The following is a 16,694-nucleotide window of genomic DNA, read 5'->3' on the forward strand; positions in this document are numbered from 1 at the left end:
GGCGGGTTAAAATACTCAAATCCAAATAAAATTAAAATCGCGCATATATTTTGTTAATAAGTGAGTGTTCTTTTTATACTCCTAAGTAAAGCCTCGTTAGTCTATCTATCAATTTTTCACATGTTTACTTATATTATATATTAATCCAAAAATACTCCTTCTTTCAGTAACTTCTAGCGAATGATACATAATATTGGATCTTCAATATATAACGTTTACAAAAAACATTCTAAAAATATAAATAATAATTTTCTTTTTTTAACTGAAAATTTTTAAGTATGTTCTCAACTTATTAAATCCCGGATTCGATTTTTATCATGGCATTATAGGCTTTAAAATTGATAGTTCTATTATTTTTCGGGGGGAGTGAAAAGGTGACCATGTGGGGGTCGGTGCTGAGGTCGTAGTCCGTGCCTTTCTGGAGGGTATTCTCTTTGGCTAAATCTTCAAAATACTTTTCCCAGGCTTCTGTGTTTTCTGTGTAGATTGTAAGGTTCACGGAGGTGACGTTAGCTTTTAAAGTTTCGTTTCCATTAGTAAATAAGTCGTCAGAGTCATGGAGGTTTACGAAGTCTTCGGAAGTCAGCCTTATGTCCTCTATGGTGTTACTGGCCATTACACCGCGTTTTCCTTCGAGGGTCACAGCCCGTACTGAAAGATTTACGGAGGAGATGCCGGTTCCATTTTCGAGCACAATTCCCGGAGAAAGTTTCATCATGGACCTGTTGTCTCTGGCGACGATCAGGGCTCCATTTTCGTAGCAGTAAGTTTCGTCCACGTAATGGATGTTAGTCGGATGGTATGAGACCGAGCCGGTATAAGATAGAGTATTATTGCTGTTGTATCCCACCTGATCATCAGTCACGACTATCCACATGCCTGACACGTCGTTGTTTACGGCAAGGGTCCCGCCTGTTTTCATGCCTCCTATAAACGGCACATCAGCCCCTCCCAGCTGGACAGGGTTGTTCAGCACGATCCTGGCATTAGGGTTCATCTCGAGCCCTGCTGCCAGAATGTCAACGTTAGACTTGAACCTGGTCATATCCTGCCAGACGTCGGACATGTGGGCGTATTCTGCGTCCTCTTTCCAGACGGGCACATAGTGGAGCTGGATTGTTGTCATAGCGGCAACTATAATCCCGAGCAGCAGGGCTGCGGCAACAGCGGCTGCAATTCCTGATTCGGACTTTTTAAATGCTTCAAAACCCCTCGTTTTCATTCTTTCCCCTTCTCCAGTTTATTTTTTAATTTACATACAACGCCATGTAGTCTACGTTAAGGTCATTTCCGGAATTTTCAGTTCCTGTAGTCACCAGTTTTACCTTGAAAATTGCCCGGTCTGTGGTGTTATTTATACATGCAGATATGTCGGTTTAATAAGCCTTGATTGAATCATGCTTCGAAAGGCTCTCTTCATACCATTTTTCTGAGTTTTTCTCAGGGCGATAGCTGCAAGTTCTGGATAACTTCTTTTGAAGGAGTATCGATAAGGTACACATTTATTTCATCTCCTTCTTTGATGTCGACTCCCCATTCTCCCGATGTGTTAATCTCTATTTCGTCTCCCAGCTCCCATATGCTCCGGTTTCCCAGATTCGCATATATCTGGGACGAGTTGTAAGTGTGCCGACTCCCATTGATGTTTACCGCTATTTCAAGAGATTCAGTATCGATAAACTCTCCTCCGTTGTGTTCCAGGTAGATTGTATCGGCCTGTGCATCCATCCATTCTTTAACCTGAGTGTGGGGGACGTCAGCCGGGCCGTCGTATGAAAAAATGGACACGGCAATTGAACTGAGAAGGATAACTGCTATTGTCGTCATCAGCACCTCCCCCAGAACATCCGAAACAGCACTGGAGTTTTCAAAGAGTTTTTTTACATCTGACAAGCCGATTCCACCATCCCATATTTTTTAATTTTTTTAAATCGTAATAAGTCTCTTTTTTCAAAGCCCCGTTTAAATCCGGTCTCGAAATTCTGTCAAGAATCTTACTCACTTTCTTTGTTATCTTCTTCTACCCATAACCCCATGTAATCGATCATTATTTCTTTCTCCGAATTTGCCTGGTTATCATCTCTTACGGCTTCAATCCGTACCTTGAAATTAGCCAGGTCGGTTGGGGTGTAGATATAATCTGTCAGGTTGATAAGCTCGGGCTCAAAGATAGAATTGTGTTCTGGAAGATCTTCTTTGTAGTATACCCATTCCCCATGTCCATGCTCGTCGGTGTCATAGAATTTGAGTTTAAAATTTGAATAGGAGGCGTCATGTGTATAGTAAACGATAATAAGGGTCACGTTTACGAAAGTGTCCCCTGGCCTTATCCCATAGGCAGTGGGCTTGATCCCGAAATCAAATTCTTGATATATGCTGGTGTTTATCTCTCCCTCCATAGGAGGATAATAAGTTGTGCAATTTCTGTTTTCTTTGTCTTTTTGTATCTCTTTATTTGGGTTACTCTCGCCATCTGGAATACGACTCTGCCATTTTTTGCCATACCCTTTCTTTGATTCGTCTTTTGCTGATGAGGATGTATCCGTTATTTCTCCCATCGGGGTGAGTGTCATTGCGAATTTTGGCTCTTTTTGAAACCTTGTCGTAAGCCTGCTTTTCTGGATCAACTCATTTGATGGGGTATCGACCAGAAATAACTCTACCCGGTCGTTATTTTGTAGGTTAACTGTCCATGTGCTCATCGTATTGATTTCGATAGTGTCCCCAATTTTCCAGACGCTGTTGTTTCCCAGGTTTTCGTAAATTTGTGAGGAGTTGTATTCATACTTCCTGCCGTTAATATTTACTATTATCTCGGCATCCTTAGTGCTTATGGGTTCTCCTCCACTGTGTTTCAGGTAGATCGTGTCAGTGGAAATGTCCATAATTTCCTGTACATTCGTATGGGGGACATCGTCAGGCCCATCCTGTGCAAAAACAGAAACACCCAATACGCTGAGCATGATCACTACTATGCCTACGAGAAGGACCCCCCCCATTACTTCCGAAACCGCCTGCTCGTCAGATGTCATCTTTTTTTCAGTTAGGTTAAGCACAGAAATCCCCCTTCCCTTTATACCATGAATGTAAAGACCGCGTAGGTAATTATCATCATACTGACACTGTACTTCAGGCCCATGTATACTGAACCCTGCCCCATTTTTCCGGCAATAAGCCCGGAAGCAAAAGCCTGGACAAGAGCTGAGTGGTACATGAGCATCGTGTACTCCTCTATGTTGAAGTAGCCGTTTCCTATTCCTCCGTATCCCACTCCCTGAGATGAACTTTTGAATGATGCACTTTCCGGGAAGAAGTATACAGCCAGGACGTAAACGATGAAAAGGAAGACGAAAAAGGCTACGTAGATGGTGACGACGTAGACCACCATTTCCGAAGAGCGCTCTTTTTTCAGCCTCTCATCACCTTTTACCTGTTCTGCGGTAATGGAGAGCACACTTTTAAGGTCGCTTGTAGATTCGTTTGCTTTTATAAGAGTATGGAGAACCCTGGTAGATGTAGCGGTCCTGATGCTGTTTTCCAGCTTCATGAGGGCTCTTGATGTAGAAGTTCCCCAGGCGAGGTCTTCCTTCAATTTTTTAAGCTCCTTGCTAAGGATGCCCATCTTGGATTCTGCCATTATTTTTAAGGAATTTGAGAGCAAGATTCCCGATTCGTTCATGCTTGAAAGGTTCCTCAGTAAATCAGGCATTCTCTCGTCAATCTTACGCATCCTCCAGGCCCTTATCTCATAAAAGATGATAAAGGGAATCAGGGCAATGACAATAAAGATAATAATGTAATCATCAATTCCGGTAATTAGCTGGATGCTGGTGTCGCTGATATGGGAAAAATTCGGATTAAAGTGGAAGTTAAAACTTAGTTTGTCCTTTATTGTCTCCGGCAGATGGGCAAGATAGTAAAGTCCAAAAGGAACTCCAAAGAAAAATGTGTATCTGGGTTCTTCCCGGATAGTCCTGTAAGGGTTGAACACCAGGTCTCTGATATTGTAAAGTTGTCTGTATAACTGGAATTTTTTGTTCCTTTCTTTCTCTTCTTCGACGCTGAGCCCGGAGTCTATCTCTGGAATATCGGATATGTTCATGGAAAATCCGGATGTGCCGGACTTTTCCGGGCTCATGGAGAGTTCTCCCACGGTATCAAGGAGCACCACAAAAAGCAGACTTGAAAGAGGTATTATCACGTAAATAAGCATGTAAAGGATCTGAGCTGAAGCCGGCCGGAAAAACTGCAGCACTACAAGGGTTGTCATTATGAATAATGGGCCTGCGACAAGCACGGTCACATAGACTTCTGCAAGGACATCCAGCCTCTTTAACAGGTTACGGTTTGCCAGTTCCGCCATATCCTGGTACTGCTCGGACTTATTTCTTATGTATTCGGTTATGATCCCGCTGCTTGAAACAAGGATCAAGCCGTCAATAAAATCCTTGAAACGGTCCGAAGGGGTGCGTTCCTTTGCTTCCTTAAGGGCACTTATAAAATCCTTTCCCAGGTAGTCCATATCCCGCACAATGTAGGAGATTTCTTCCGCGCTTGTGCCAAATATATGGGTATACTTACTCAGAGACCTGAAAACATCATAGATTGACATTCCGCCCCTTGTCAGGGCGTACATGTAAGTTACCGCCGGCAGCATGGACTTATCTATACAGGCGTTCCGGATATCTGCCTGAAAATAAGGATATATGTATGCCACACCAAAGACTGTAAGACAACTTATAATAAATACCAAAATAGCGACTAAAATCGCAAGTAAATAAATGTACTCTTCTGCAAATCCTGCCCTTGTAGAATCCACAAAAAGGCTGAGTCGAGAAATAGGGTCCCCAAAGGTTTTCAGCCCGAGCCATAACCCGAAGATTCCTCCGATTATGCCTGCAAATATCGAATACATGAAGGCGGATGCCAGGTACTGGTCCACTGATATTGGAATATGAGATTGGCGTATCTTTGCTTTGAGCTCCCGGAAGCTTTCCTTATTTTTGTAAAAGAAGTTCCCAAAAGTTCTGTATGCCAGTTCGTCCACAGAAGTGTAAGTCATGTTCCCCCTCTTAAGCAACCATATCCTGTATCATACATTGCAGGGTGTCGTTTTCTATACCTTCCATGACCATTTTCGGATAACTCTGATATGCCTGCACTACAAGGGATACCTGGATGTAACTCCTCATATTTTTCTCATACAGGTAGGTAAGGATCTTTCTCCGACTCTCGATCTCGTTTCTCAACTGGCTTGTATCCCATCCTCTTACGTGCATGATGTCCTGCATGAGATAGGAGTCCCCAACTTTCAGGAAGCAGTCTTCAGAAGGTTCCCAGTTGAAAAGCTCGTTTATGCCAAGGTCTCCTGTCTCAGTGTCAACGTTAAGGACTTCGACAAGGCTCCTTGTTCTCCTTACCCTTTTCTCTTCTATGTACACCTGTTCCTGGATACAGAGCACATCAAGTGACTGCAGCATAATCTGAGGCACATTTATGGGTTCGTGGGTAAGCCTGTTTATAACAGTCTGCACATCTCCTGCGTGCATTGTCGAGCTTGTTGCATGCCCTGTTGACATTGCCTGGAACAGAGTAAGAGCTTCACTGCCTCTTACTTCACCCACAATGATGAAATCCGGACGCTGTCTCAGGGAAGCCCTTAAAAGGTCGTACATGGAAACTTCTCCCGTAGCATCTGCGGCAAAGCTTTCCCTTGAAATACCCGAGACCCAGTTGTTGTGGTAGAGTAAGAGTTCCCTTGTATCCTCTATAGAGACTATCTTGGCTGTGGAAGGCATGAAAAGGGACGTGGCGTTAAGCATTGAGGTTTTTCCTGAAGCCGTCCCTCCTGCAAAAAGCATATTGTAGCCGTTTTCAATGACCAGCCAGAGGTATACCAGCATTTCCATATCGCACGTCTTAAAGCCGAGCAGGTCGATAGGCGTTATCGGATCTTTTCTGAACTTACGGATGGTAAACGAACTGCCGCGGGGAGTGATTTCTCTCCCTAACATAGCCTGAAGTCTTGATCCATCATGGATTGTTGCATCAACGATTGGCTGGCTGACAGAGATGTGCTTGTTATTCAGCTGGCACATCTTGATTACAAGGGAGTCAAGTTCTTCCTCTTCAAAAGAAATATTACTTTCAATATTGAGATATCTTGTATGATAAATATAGAGCGGAACTCCTACACCGTCACATGATATGTCTTCTATATAAGGATCATAAAGAAAAGGATTTATTTTTTCATAACCAAGCAGGTTTCTTCTGAGGTAATACATTATCCTGTGAATGGTTGAGGCTGAAATTTCAGCTTTATAACGTTCAAGAAGGAAAAGGGTTTTGTCCACAAGGAGTGCGTCTTTTTCTATTTTAGAGGTTGTAGGGTTCAAAACCAGAATATCCTGAAAATCCTCATAAAGTCTTTCGAGCAGATCTTTTTCAAACTTTGTGAGGGCAGGTTCAACCAGCCTGTAGTATCTTGTTTTGCGGTCTTCCAGAATCGATACCAGAGCATAAGGTTCTTGAAGCCAGTACCTTTCTATTTCCTTAAATCCTTCAGGCACTTCAAACACTACAAGAGGTCCGTCTTTTTCCTGGTCGTACGTCGGCATGCTTCTCAAAGGCTTATCAAAATGACTTTTAGCCCTTTTTAATATCTCTGAGATGGAGTTACTATCGCCTGTTTTCCCGAACAACCCCGAAATAAAACTTTTCTTTTCCGAGATTTCTATTGCTTCATCCATACTCTCGCCTTCAGATTTCTCCTTATGCTATGTATGACTCAACATCTTATAAAATCTTCCTATCATGCCTCTATCTCTTTCTAAATTTTCATCTTTTACTTTCTCTATATATATCTCTATTTTCCAATTTTAACCAATTTTTTAGATCTTTTAGTAATCTTCTGATAAATTTATTTGGTATGTATATACTAAACTTTTTTACCAATGTATTGGGTTACTTTAAAATAGGGGAAAGTTGGGAGAAGGTTAAAATCCTATACTATCAGAGTCCGAAAATAATTCTAAAATTAGATCTTGCAGGGCTGTGAAATCTGATCTGTAAAATCTGATCTATAAAATCTGATATAAACTCCTGAACTGCCACAACTCTTTACAAAGGTTATAAATTCAAGAAAAAGATTTTTTGAGAAAAGGTTTTTAGCTCTTTAAATAGTTCTCAAAAACTTATTTACCTCTTATCCCTGAAAGAGTAAGCCCAAAGAAGAGCTTTTCGCCGGAGAGATCCGTACCCCTCATTTTTGTCACTGAAAGCATATGTGATAGTTTTCCGTTTGCAGTTTCTTCTTTTATTTTCAGTTCTATTTTTCCGAACACAAGATAATCTGCAAAACCTTGATGCTGGTTATGGGCGCGGTCGTCCATGAGAAAAAGAGATGTGCAGCCATGTTTTGCCAGGATGCTGTAGATGGCATCAAACTTACTGAGGGCTTCATTACCCACACAATTACGTGTTCTGGTAAGAGCTCCAAGGCTGTCCAGGACCACAATGTCTACATTTTCAGCTAGATCTTTGACCCTCCCAACCCGGTCCTTTTCTGCTACTTCAAGCCCTTTTCCCAGGCGGGAAGAAAAGAGCGTCTCCTGAATCCTGCTTTGAAATACATCTTCTACCACGAGCAACCCGGAATCAATAAAAGGTTCAAGGTCCATTCCCAGCGATTTTGACTGAAGGATGACATCTTCCAGAAGTGCTCTTGTAAGGATCAAAAGCCCCCTCTTTCCTGCGGAGCAGTTGCTGTACAGGAAATGTGTACCCATTATTGTTTTTCCTGAACCTGTAGGTCCTGTGATAAGGATGCCTTTTCCCCTGGGATAGCCCCCTCCAAGGAGTGAATCAAGGCACTCTATTCCGCTCGTTATTCGTTCCATTTATCTTGCTCCTGAAAATAGTTCGATTAAAGCAACTTATTTATATTTCGTATTATGTACTGATATTCTCCAGTACCTGTATTAAAAACAATCTCTTAAAATTAAGGAACATACGCCAGAATGTAGCGTATCTTCTAATTAAATGCCTGATGAAGTTTTCAGGATGCGGCTTTCAGAATACGGTTTTCTGGATACGGTTTTCCGGATACGGTTTTCAGATACCCTTTCAGAAGAAACCTTTTTTCAGGATACAGGTCTTTTTCAGGATACAAGGGCTTTGAGCGCGTTGACTGCATTTACAAGTATATCTACTTCTTCTTCTGTGTTGTAGAGTGCAAAGGAGGCCCTCACAGTGCTGTCAACTTCGAGGAAGCGGGTAATCGGGATTGCACAGTGGTGTCCACTGCGGACGCAAATTTTTTTTGTCTGGTCAAGGATCAGGGCAACATCGTGAGCATGAAGCCCTTTCACATTAAAAGGCACAATCCCTGCCCGGTTTTCAGGCCCATAAACCTCCACGTGCTCGAGTTCCGAGAGCCTCTTTGCAGCTTCCCCGGAAAGTTTCGCTTCATGCTTTTCTATCTCGGAAACCCCTATTTTTTCCACATACTCTACTGCTCTCCCAAGCCCGATAACCCCTGGAATATTCGGAGTGCCGGCTTCAAAACAGGCCGGAGACGGCTCAAGTGTGTATGCAAGCCCGCTGACGTCCGAAACCGTACCTCCTCCTACTGAGGCGCTTTCCAGCATATCAGGTTGTCTTATATAAAGTACACCAGTTCCCTGCGGGCCAAGCAGCCCTTTGTGTCCTGCGGTTGCAAAAAAGTCACATTCAAGGTCTTTTAGATCCACTGGCATATGTCCTGCAGACTGGGCGCCGTCAATAAGTGTTTTTACCCCGTTTCTGCGGGCAATTTTCGTAATCCTGTTAACATTCTGAATAGAGCCGAAAACGTTTGAGACCTGAGTTACAGCGATGAGTTTTGTCCTGTCAGTGAGGGCATTTTCTATCATCTGAGGATCAATTATGCCTTTGCGGTCCGGGCTTACAACTGTTACGTTTACCCCTTTCTTCTGCAGGCGCAGCCAGGGCAGGAGGTTTGAATGGTGCTCGAGCATGGTTGTAATGATGTGGTCTCCTGCCTCCCAGGGATAACTGGTTGCAACAAGGTTGACCCCTTCGGTTGTATTTTTTGTAAACACGGTCTTTGAAGGATCTGCATTCAGAAAACGGGCAACAGTCTCCCGTGCATCTTCATAGTGATTTGTGGTCTCCCTGGCAAGGCGGTGCGCTCCTCTCCCGTGGTTGCCTGCATACCTGTAAAAGTATTCAACCATGGCTTCAACTGCAGGTATCGGGGTCTGCGTAGTCGCTGTGCTGTCCAGGTACACAACTTCTTTTAAAACAGGAAAATCTTCACGGACCGCATATACATCGTACATGCTTCTTTTCTAGGAATGAGAACTAAAAAAAGCTTATGCAGGTTATTTACCCTGCACGCCGCCTATCATAAAGCGGTAAAGGTCTAATTCATCTGAGTCAAGGCTATCTGTACAGCCTTTTACTACAGTGTGGTAACCGTTTTTATGGTTTTTGTATCTATATTCACTTCTCTTTCTGTCTTCGTGATTCGTTTCACTCATAAATTTTCCTCCTGTCTCTTCAATGCTTGCGCTTATCTCAGGGCTAAAATTTTGTTCCTTCCGGATGCAAGCTTCCAGGTTAAGGTAGATCTTCCAGTATTCCTGAATTAAAACTCCTCCCGAATGGATTCAAGCTCCGCGCTTCTGAATATCAGCCCTTTTAATGCAGGTTAGAATTCCAGTTCTTCCGGCTCTAAACCCCACGGCAGCGCAGCAAGTGTCGTTCTTACCCACAACATACTATTAATTGTAATTCGTAATATATATCTATTCCGGAATTTTTTTAGATTGCTTTAAATTTTTTTTTAGGTCATTCAAATTTCAGAGCGGCTGCTCCAGCGATGATTTTTATCCCCCCTACTCCGGAATTTAAACCCAAAGATTACTTCTTTGTTTCCAGGTTTTCCATGAGCCCTGAAAGATGGGCAGGTATAGCCCCTATTGCAGTGCACGTCTCAAGGGAAAGCCCTTTAGAGGTAATATCAAGATGGTATTTTCCTCTCTCTAAGAGTTCTTTTGGAAGTCCCTTATGCCCGAGGCCCACAAGAAATAGAAATGAATGGTTGCGTAACGCTTCTTCAGCGATTCTTACGGGCATAACCTGTTTTTTTGGGTCTGGCTTTGAAGTGGTAATAACTATCTCTCCAAAGTGAGACGGAAAGCCTTTCTTTGGAAGATCGGACACTGAAAGATGGTTTTTTTCGTAAAGGATCCTGAGATAACTCCCCGATTCTCCTATAGTGGTTTTATCCATTACGAATGCGACCAGCTCTTCTGCGGTCATTTTGAACGGGAAATCATAAAGGGCAAGGTGGAATCCAAAAGCATGGCAGATTGGTGCGGCTCTGGCAATTGCACGGTAATGCGCATCGAGAACTTTGATCTTGTCGTAGGTATTGACGATTCCAAGGGTGAGCATAAGCTGCTTCATTGTGCTTTTTTGTAAAATAATGTTTCGTTAACCTTTATCAGGTCTGTTTCTTCAGGAAACTCGAAAATACCTCATGGCGTGCTGTGCACACTTCTCAAAATGCTCGCACTTTCTGCAGTCTTCCCAGAGAAGTAATTTTTCTGCGTCCTGCAGTTTTATAAAACCAAGCTTTTCAAAAAAGCCCGGAGCAGTCGTCCGTACATATAATTCACAGGCAGAGGTTCCAGGAGGCTCCGGAAAATCAATAGTATTTATCAGGTACTCCATAAGCCTGGTTCCGATTCCTTTTCCCCGAAGGTTTGGATGCACGGCAATGGAGTGGAGCTCCAGAAAAGTCTTCTCACTTGACGTATCCCTGATAAGGGCAGCACACCCGACCACTTTTCCTTCTTTTTCAGCCAGCACAAAGTCCTCTGGCTCAAGTTCTTCCATATCCAGAAAATAAGTGGATAGGAGCCTCTGGATTGCAGGCAGGTCTTTTTTTTCGGCTTTTCGGATTAAAATTTCGGTCATAAACCCTCAGCAGGAAACCCCTGCGTCTTTAGCTCAGGGGTAGTTCACATTTCTTCCGCATTCATTCTTTTTATTTCAGTCGAATACCCTGCTAGCTTGCTGCGGGGTGCGCCAGCGCAACTTTGATTTTTTTGAGCTCATTCTCCTTCGGTTTCATTCTTCTTTTTCTTCAGCTTTTTTCCGCATGTGGGGTTCATCCATACTCCCTGAACGGAAGCCCTCAAGATCGAGGGTTACATAGTCAAAACCAAGAGCTTTAAGATGCCTGGATATTTTTTCTTTTTTGCGGAATGCGTCCTCAAACTCCTTGTCAGTAACCTCTATCCTGGCAAGGTTGGAATGCATCCTGACCCTGAATTGTGTAAAACCCAGAGATAATAGATAATCTTCAGCTTTTTCTATTTTCTCAAGAGCTTCGGTGGTAATAGGCTGTCCGTAAGCAATACGTGTGGCAAGGCAAGCTGCGGACGGCCGGTTGGCTGCGGAAAGGGAGAGATTCGTGGCAATCTCCCTGATCTCTTCTTTTGTAATGTTAAACTCCACAAAGGGGGACAAAATCTTTTCACCTGCTTCCTCAATTGCTCTGTACCCGGGACGGTTTTCCCCTTTTATTTCAGAAGCATTTGTCCCTTCAAGCACGACATTATATCCGGCTTTCTCCGCGAACTCCACCAGGGTTTCAAGAAGGGCTTTTTTACAGAAGTAGCACCTGTTAATTGTATTTGCGGAAAAATAGGGCACGCTGGTAAGGGAGAACGGGAGGATTTTATGCTGAATACCTATTTCACAGGCTGTCTGGGCAGCTGTTTCGAGCTGCTGCCTGGGAAAAAGTGGAGAATCTATAGTTACGGCAAGGGCTTTTTCCCCAAGTACCTCAAATGCAAGGGCTGCAAGAGTTGAACTGTCCACTCCCCCTGAAAATGCAATGACTGCACTTTCTCTGGCTCTTATGGTCTCTCTTATCATCTCGATCTTTGCAATGTCCATTAATAACCAGTTTTCAGCTAATAAGATATATGTATTTTCCAGCCCAATAGCCAGTTGCCTTACGGCAGTCATAGTAAAGGGATATGGTGCGCTTAATCGGTGTTTTTTCCTGAGTTATATATCTTGAAATAACATCATTTCAAAAGCTGCTTGCTTTACTTCAAAAATGCTTTAATTTCTCTGTACCGAAACTTTGTTTTCCTATCAGGGCTCTGGTTACAATAATAAATCTAATTAGAACCTAATTTCCTTATAATAGTATAATTTTGAAGTAAATGATAAGATGGAGATCTTAGATGGAATTATTCGGAACTAATGGTGTGCGTGGTATTGCCAATGAATATGTAACCCCTGAACTGGCAGTCAATTTAGCCAAAAGCCTTGGAACATACATGGGCTCAAAAGGTACGGTTGCAATAGGTTGCGATACCCGGATTTCGGGCCAGATGCTGAAATCTGCAGCAATTGCCGGAGCTCTTGCAACAGGCCTGAATGTTATTGATGTAGGGATTGTCCCTACTCCCTCCATTCAATACTATGTGCGCGACTATGCTGATGCCGGGATCGTTATTACGGCATCTCACAACCCCAGGGAATACAATGGGATCAAGCTCATTGCAGGAGATGGCTCAGAGTTCCCGAGGGACGGGGAAAGGGAAATTGAAAAAATTTATTTTTCAGGCAAATTTTCAACGGTTTCATGGGAAAAAACTGGAAATTTCAGGGCTGATCCTTCAGTTAATGATTATTATATACAAAGTATAATCCGGGCAGTTGATGCCGAAGCCATACGTAGCCGGAAATTTAAGGTAGTTGTGGATATGGGCTGCGGGGCAGGTTCCCTTACTCTTCCTTTCCTGCTCAGGGACCTTGGCTGTGAGGTACTTACTCTTGGGGCTCAACCTGACGGGACTTTTCCATGGAGAAATCCCGAACCCACGCCTGAAGTCCTGACTGAACTTTCGGACCTTGTTAAAAAGACAGGTGCAGCCTTCGGGGCAGCGCATGACGGGGATGCGGACAGAATCGTCTTTATGGATGAAAACGGGGAATTCGTAAATGAAGAAGTTCTGCTTGCCATGATGGCGAAATATATGCTTGAGCGTGAAAAAGGGCCTATAGTTACTCCGGTCAGTTCTTCCCAGCGCATGGCTGATGTCGCAAAGGAAGAAGGGGTTGAACTTCACTGGACCGCGGTCGGTTCAATCAATGTTGCCCGAAAGATGATGGACGTAGGTGCCGTTTTCGGAGGAGAAGGCAATGGAGGCCTTATTTTCCCTAAACACCAGTACTGCCGGGATGGAGCAATGGCATGTGCCAAAATCCTTGAGATCCTTGCCGGGGGAAAAAAGTTTTCCGAGTTAACTAAAAGCGTGCCTGTGTACTTCAATGCAAAGACCAAAACACCTTCTAGGGATGTTATGGGCACTATGGGGAAAATCCGAAATGAAACTTCAAACCTGGGACTCATAACAGATACCATTGATGGGGTCAAGATCTGGTATGACGATGGTTGGGTCCTTATACGTCCTTCGGGTACCGAACCAATTTTCCGGGTCTTTGCCGAGGCAAAAAAACAGGAGAGGGCAGAAGAGTTAATGCAGGCAGGGCTGGAAATGGTCTTAAAGGCAGAAAAGGCCTGAAAAGTAATTTTAGCCAGCAGTATCTTTTCGGAATGCAGGCGAGGCTCAAGTTGAATTGAGCCTTGATCTTCCCCTCTTAATTTTACCGTCTCTGACCTGAAGCCGGAGCCAAAAAAGATGAACTGGTTATGAGTTTCTAATAGAATTTTAGTTTTCCATTTAGTGGAATTAGTGATTTGTGATTAGCTTTTGTATAAACTTCATTTCTGTAAATTGCTCTTCTGGAAAACTTACTTCTACACATTTTGTTTTTATGGTCTACATTTGCCCTATTATTATTTATTATGTATTAATATAACATAAGTAACAACAAATTATAAATACATTAAAGCATTTCTTACATATGGGGATGAAAACAAAATTTATCTCCCTGCCATAAATGTGTTAGTATGAGAGCCTCCTAATCTGAAAAACATACGCCTCCTAAACCGTAAAAAAGTATCAGAAGGTTCTAAATAACCTGCTAAGATAAATGACACAACAATGCAAGATCGATAAGCATATCTCAAAACGAGAACTAAATAAGGGATCAACAGACGTCCTTTAAAATATACGAGCCATTAAAGCTAAGAAATCAGTAAAGTAACAGGATCAAAAACAAAGGTCTCCTTGTGCGATTAAATTCAAAAACAGCCTGTTAGATCAAAACGCAGGATCGGGGTTTAAAAGCCGGAACCGGAATTAATGCCGGCTTTCCTTTACCCTTTTCTCCTTCTTTTTTTAGGTTTTCTTTCAGGTCTTCCTGTATTTTTCCCAGTAACCTGTTAGTTTTCCCCCATAGGCAAGTTTTCCAAGCTCCCGCCTTACATGGTCGCTCACTTTCGAGGGGACTGCTGATGCGTACGGAGTGTCCGGAAGTGGGCTCAGGTAATGGGCCCTAACAGTCCCACCTTTTCCGCAGATCCAGCTGACGAGGTCAAGGCTTTTTTCCTGATCTTCTTCGGTTTCGGTGGGAAGCCCGAAAATGAAATCAACTGCCGGGATAATCTCATGTTCCAGGCAGCATTCAACAGCTGAAATTGTGTCATCAACTGTATGCCCTCTCCTTATTTCTTTAAGGACGCGGTCACTTCCGGACTGAGCACCAAGGCTAAGGCTGTCGTTTGTACAGTATTTTCTCACAAGTTCGGCAGATTCTTCGGTCACGAACTCAGGGCGGACCTCGGAGGGGAAAGTTCCGAAAAAGATTTTCTTATCGGGAAGTTCATGCAGGGCAGAGAGCAGTTTTTCTACCTTATCGAACCTCGGGTGAACTCCATCGCTTCCGTATGCGAAAGCATTTGAAGCTATGAAACGGAGGTCATTATAGTGCTGTGCATTCTTCAGGATGCAATCAATGCTTCTGTGCCTGACCTCCCTTCCAAAAAGCCTGGGAGTTTGGCAGTACTTACAGCCCCAGGGGCATCCGCGGCTTATTTCAATGGGGGAGCGAAGTTTTTTCGGGTCAAAACAGGGATATGCATCCAGGTTCACATGAGGCCTTTCAGGAGTTCTGATGACCTTGCCGGTATCTGAGTTTTTGTAAGCAATTCCCTTTACCTCTCCCGGATCTCTCCCTTCCTTCAGAACCTTTACAAGTTCCGGAAGCGTTTCTTCACCTTCGCCAATCACCACGTAATCAAAATACTCAAGTGTCTCTTCGGGGGATCCGGAAGGGTGAGGCCCTCCTGCAATGAAGATTGAGTCAGTCCCTGCATTTTCAACTTCACTGAATATCTTCGCTGCCTGACGTGTGGTTAAACTATAGATCATGATCCCGTTCAGGGGGATGTCAGTAAATCCGGCTTCAGGAAGTAAAGGTGAAAGAACTGCAAAGCTGTAAGAGTTCTTTTTGCTATACCGGAAATGCACGTCCATTATTTTTTCTCCTTTTTTCAGTGCTTTTTTCAGGTGTCGGTTCTCTTCAGATTTTCCAGTTTTTTCAGGTTATGGGGTTAAAAGGAATAAGGGTAAAGCAAAGCAGCCCAAGGATAAAGGTAATTATTCCTATAAGGATACGCTTTTTATCCAGCTTCACTTTATCCTGAAGAGGGGATGGATGTCCGGCCGCTGCAAAAACCCATAGAAAGAGAGCCCAGAATATCCAGATAAACCCGTCTCCCTTTAACCCGTAAACCACATAAAAACCTGTCAGGAAAAGGATACGAGGCATCATCGAAGAGACCCTATCCGCTTTTTTGCCGAGCATTGCCCTGAGCACGTGCCCTCCGTCAAGCTGCCCTGCCGGAAGGAGATTTAGAAGGGTTACAAACATCCCCACCCAGCCTGCAAAAGCCACGGGGTGCAGGTTGCTCCCTGTAACACCGACAAGCTTCTGGATCATTACAAAAAGAGGCGGGAGGCCAAGCTCGAACATCAGGGCATCGGGCAATGGTTTGACTGTAGGCGCATTAAGATGTAACCCTATTATGGTGACTGCAATCGAAACCAGGAGTCCTACCAGAGGCCCTGCAATCCCCACATCAAAGAGAACTTTCCGGTTAGGAATAGGTCCCCTGTAACGGATTACCGCTCCCATTGTGCCTATGAAAGTCGGAAACGGAATAAAGTAAGGGAGGGACGTTTTCATCCCATGGTACCTTGCCATTGCATAATGAGCCATCTCATGAGAGCCGAGAACAGCCATTATTGCAAAGGTGAAGGGCAAACCCTGGAAAACCTGCAAGGGATCGCTCCAGAGGTCAACCCCGAACATCCAGGCCCCACAGAGCATAGTTGTAAACACTGTTGCTATGAAAAGTACGAGGTTTACCCAGACTTTTTCCTTTGTCTTCTTTACAGGAGCGACAATAAGAACGTGCTCCCCAAGCTCGTACTTCAGGGTACCTACAAGTCCTCGCTGTTCGAGGGGAGCCCAGAGTTCTCCCATTACATTTTCAGCATCCGTTTTAGGGGTGCCGAAGAAATAGAAAATCTCTCCGGACTTCTGGATTTCATATACATCAAATACCCTGATTACGGAAGGGTATATGCGGGAAATCATCTCTTCAGTCTCTGACTTACCATTGCCTTTTCTCTGGTCTTCTCGTCCCTGTTTCATTTTTAGTTTCACGTCTTTGAAGCTTGAGGTTTTTTAGC

Annotated in this window: 14 protein-coding genes; 1 reads left to right on the forward strand and 13 read right to left on the reverse strand. The window is 43.7% G+C overall.

The window, feature by feature from the left end:
- Nucleotides 1–292: 292 nt before the first annotated feature.
- The 11 genes from EO98_RS05170 to larE form a co-directional block, all read right to left on the reverse strand.
- Entirely contained in the window at nt 293–1,222 is a 930-nt protein-coding gene (locus EO98_RS05170) for a hypothetical protein (RefSeq protein ID WP_048140009.1), read from the reverse strand.
- Nucleotides 1,223–1,440: 218 nt separating this feature from the next.
- The gene (locus tag EO98_RS05175; RefSeq protein WP_048140007.1) at nt 1,441–1,893 is read right to left on the reverse strand and encodes a type IV pilin N-terminal domain-containing protein; all 453 of its coding nucleotides are present in this window, start codon (nt 1,891–1,893) and stop codon (nt 1,441–1,443) included.
- Nucleotides 1,894–1,994: 101 nt separating this feature from the next.
- Entirely contained in the window at nt 1,995–3,056 is a 1,062-nt protein-coding gene (locus EO98_RS17740) for a type IV pilin N-terminal domain-containing protein (RefSeq protein WP_235283574.1), read from the reverse strand.
- Between the two features lie 17 nt (nt 3,057–3,073).
- A complete protein-coding gene (locus EO98_RS05185; RefSeq protein WP_048140091.1) occupies nt 3,074–5,062 on the reverse strand; it encodes a type II secretion system F family protein in 1,989 nt (662 codons plus the stop codon).
- Between the two features lie 10 nt (nt 5,063–5,072).
- Entirely contained in the window at nt 5,073–6,749 is a 1,677-nt protein-coding gene (locus tag EO98_RS05190) for a type II/IV secretion system ATPase subunit (protein WP_048140005.1), read from the reverse strand.
- Nucleotides 6,750–7,193: 444 nt separating this feature from the next.
- Nucleotides 7,194–7,898 carry an RAD55 family ATPase gene (locus EO98_RS05195; protein WP_048140002.1) on the reverse strand — a complete coding sequence of 235 codons (705 nt, stop codon included), beginning with the start codon at nt 7,896–7,898 and terminating at the stop codon, nt 7,194–7,196.
- A gap of 261 nt (nt 7,899–8,159) precedes the next feature.
- A complete protein-coding gene (locus EO98_RS05200) occupies nt 8,160–9,341 on the reverse strand; it encodes a cysteine desulfurase (protein ID WP_048140000.1) in 1,182 nt (393 codons plus the stop codon).
- A gap of 42 nt (nt 9,342–9,383) precedes the next feature.
- Nucleotides 9,384–9,542, reverse strand: coding sequence for a hypothetical protein (locus tag EO98_RS18275; RefSeq protein WP_156161028.1), 159 nt, complete (start codon nt 9,540–9,542; stop codon nt 9,384–9,386).
- A gap of 382 nt (nt 9,543–9,924) precedes the next feature.
- Complete coding sequence (locus EO98_RS05205; protein ID WP_082098481.1) at nt 9,925–10,473, reverse strand: DUF531 domain-containing protein; 549 nt, start codon at nt 10,471–10,473, stop codon at nt 9,925–9,927.
- A gap of 51 nt (nt 10,474–10,524) precedes the next feature.
- The gene (locus EO98_RS05210; RefSeq protein ID WP_048139998.1) at nt 10,525–10,986 is read right to left on the reverse strand and encodes a GNAT family N-acetyltransferase; all 462 of its coding nucleotides are present in this window, start codon (nt 10,984–10,986) and stop codon (nt 10,525–10,527) included.
- A 153-nt stretch (nt 10,987–11,139) separates the two neighbouring features.
- The gene (larE, locus tag EO98_RS05215) at nt 11,140–11,973 is read right to left on the reverse strand and encodes an ATP-dependent sacrificial sulfur transferase LarE (protein ID WP_048140087.1); all 834 of its coding nucleotides are present in this window, start codon (nt 11,971–11,973) and stop codon (nt 11,140–11,142) included.
- Nucleotides 11,974–12,269: 296 nt separating this feature from the next.
- Between larE and glmM the strand changes: the two genes are divergently transcribed.
- A complete protein-coding gene (gene glmM / locus EO98_RS05220; RefSeq protein ID WP_048139996.1) occupies nt 12,270–13,616 on the forward strand; it encodes a phosphoglucosamine mutase in 1,347 nt (448 codons plus the stop codon).
- A gap of 732 nt (nt 13,617–14,348) precedes the next feature.
- Here the strand turns inward: glmM and EO98_RS05225 are convergent.
- Nucleotides 14,349–15,473: a TIGR04013 family B12-binding domain/radical SAM domain-containing protein gene (locus EO98_RS05225; RefSeq protein ID WP_048139994.1), complete on the reverse strand. Its 1,125-nt coding sequence runs from the start codon at nt 15,471–15,473 to the stop codon at nt 14,349–14,351.
- Nucleotides 15,474–15,537: 64 nt separating this feature from the next.
- The gene (locus EO98_RS05230) at nt 15,538–16,656 is read right to left on the reverse strand and encodes a site-2 protease family protein (protein ID WP_048139992.1); all 1,119 of its coding nucleotides are present in this window, start codon (nt 16,654–16,656) and stop codon (nt 15,538–15,540) included.
- Between the last annotated feature and the right edge of the window lie 38 nt (nt 16,657–16,694).

This window comes from Methanosarcina sp. 2.H.T.1A.6, assembly GCF_000979455.1.
Taxonomy (GTDB): Archaea; Halobacteriota; Methanosarcinia; order Methanosarcinales; family Methanosarcinaceae; genus Methanosarcina.

What these genes read in the sequence shown, in the direction of transcription:
- EO98_RS05170 (WP_048140009.1), bottom strand. Translation starts at nt 1,222, where the DNA reads ATGAAAACGAGGGGTTTTGAAGCATTTAAAAAGTCCGAATCAGGAATT.
- EO98_RS05185 (WP_048140091.1), bottom strand. Translation starts at nt 5,062, where the DNA reads ATGACTTACACTTCTGTGGACGAACTGGCATACAGAACTTTTGGGAAC.
- EO98_RS05190 (WP_048140005.1), bottom strand. Translation starts at nt 6,749, where the DNA reads ATGGATGAAGCAATAGAAATCTCGGAAAAGAAAAGTTTTATTTCGGGG.
- EO98_RS05195 (WP_048140002.1), bottom strand. Translation starts at nt 7,898, where the DNA reads ATGGAACGAATAACGAGCGGAATAGAGTGCCTTGATTCACTCCTTGGA.
- EO98_RS05200 (WP_048140000.1), bottom strand. Translation starts at nt 9,341, where the DNA reads ATGTACGATGTATATGCGGTCCGTGAAGATTTTCCTGTTTTAAAAGAA.
- EO98_RS18275 (WP_156161028.1), bottom strand. Translation starts at nt 9,542, where the DNA reads ATGAGTGAAACGAATCACGAAGACAGAAAGAGAAGTGAATATAGATAC.
- EO98_RS05205 (WP_082098481.1), bottom strand. Translation starts at nt 10,473, where the DNA reads ATGAAGCAGCTTATGCTCACCCTTGGAATCGTCAATACCTACGACAAG.
- EO98_RS05210 (WP_048139998.1), bottom strand. Translation starts at nt 10,986, where the DNA reads ATGACCGAAATTTTAATCCGAAAAGCCGAAAAAAAAGACCTGCCTGCA.
- larE (WP_048140087.1), bottom strand. Translation starts at nt 11,973, where the DNA reads ATGGACATTGCAAAGATCGAGATGATAAGAGAGACCATAAGAGCCAGA.
- glmM (WP_048139996.1), top strand. Translation starts at nt 12,270, where the DNA reads ATGGAATTATTCGGAACTAATGGTGTGCGTGGTATTGCCAATGAATAT.
- EO98_RS05225 (WP_048139994.1), bottom strand. Translation starts at nt 15,473, where the DNA reads ATGGACGTGCATTTCCGGTATAGCAAAAAGAACTCTTACAGCTTTGCA.
- EO98_RS05230 (WP_048139992.1), bottom strand. Translation starts at nt 16,656, where the DNA reads ATGAAACAGGGACGAGAAGACCAGAGAAAAGGCAATGGTAAGTCAGAG.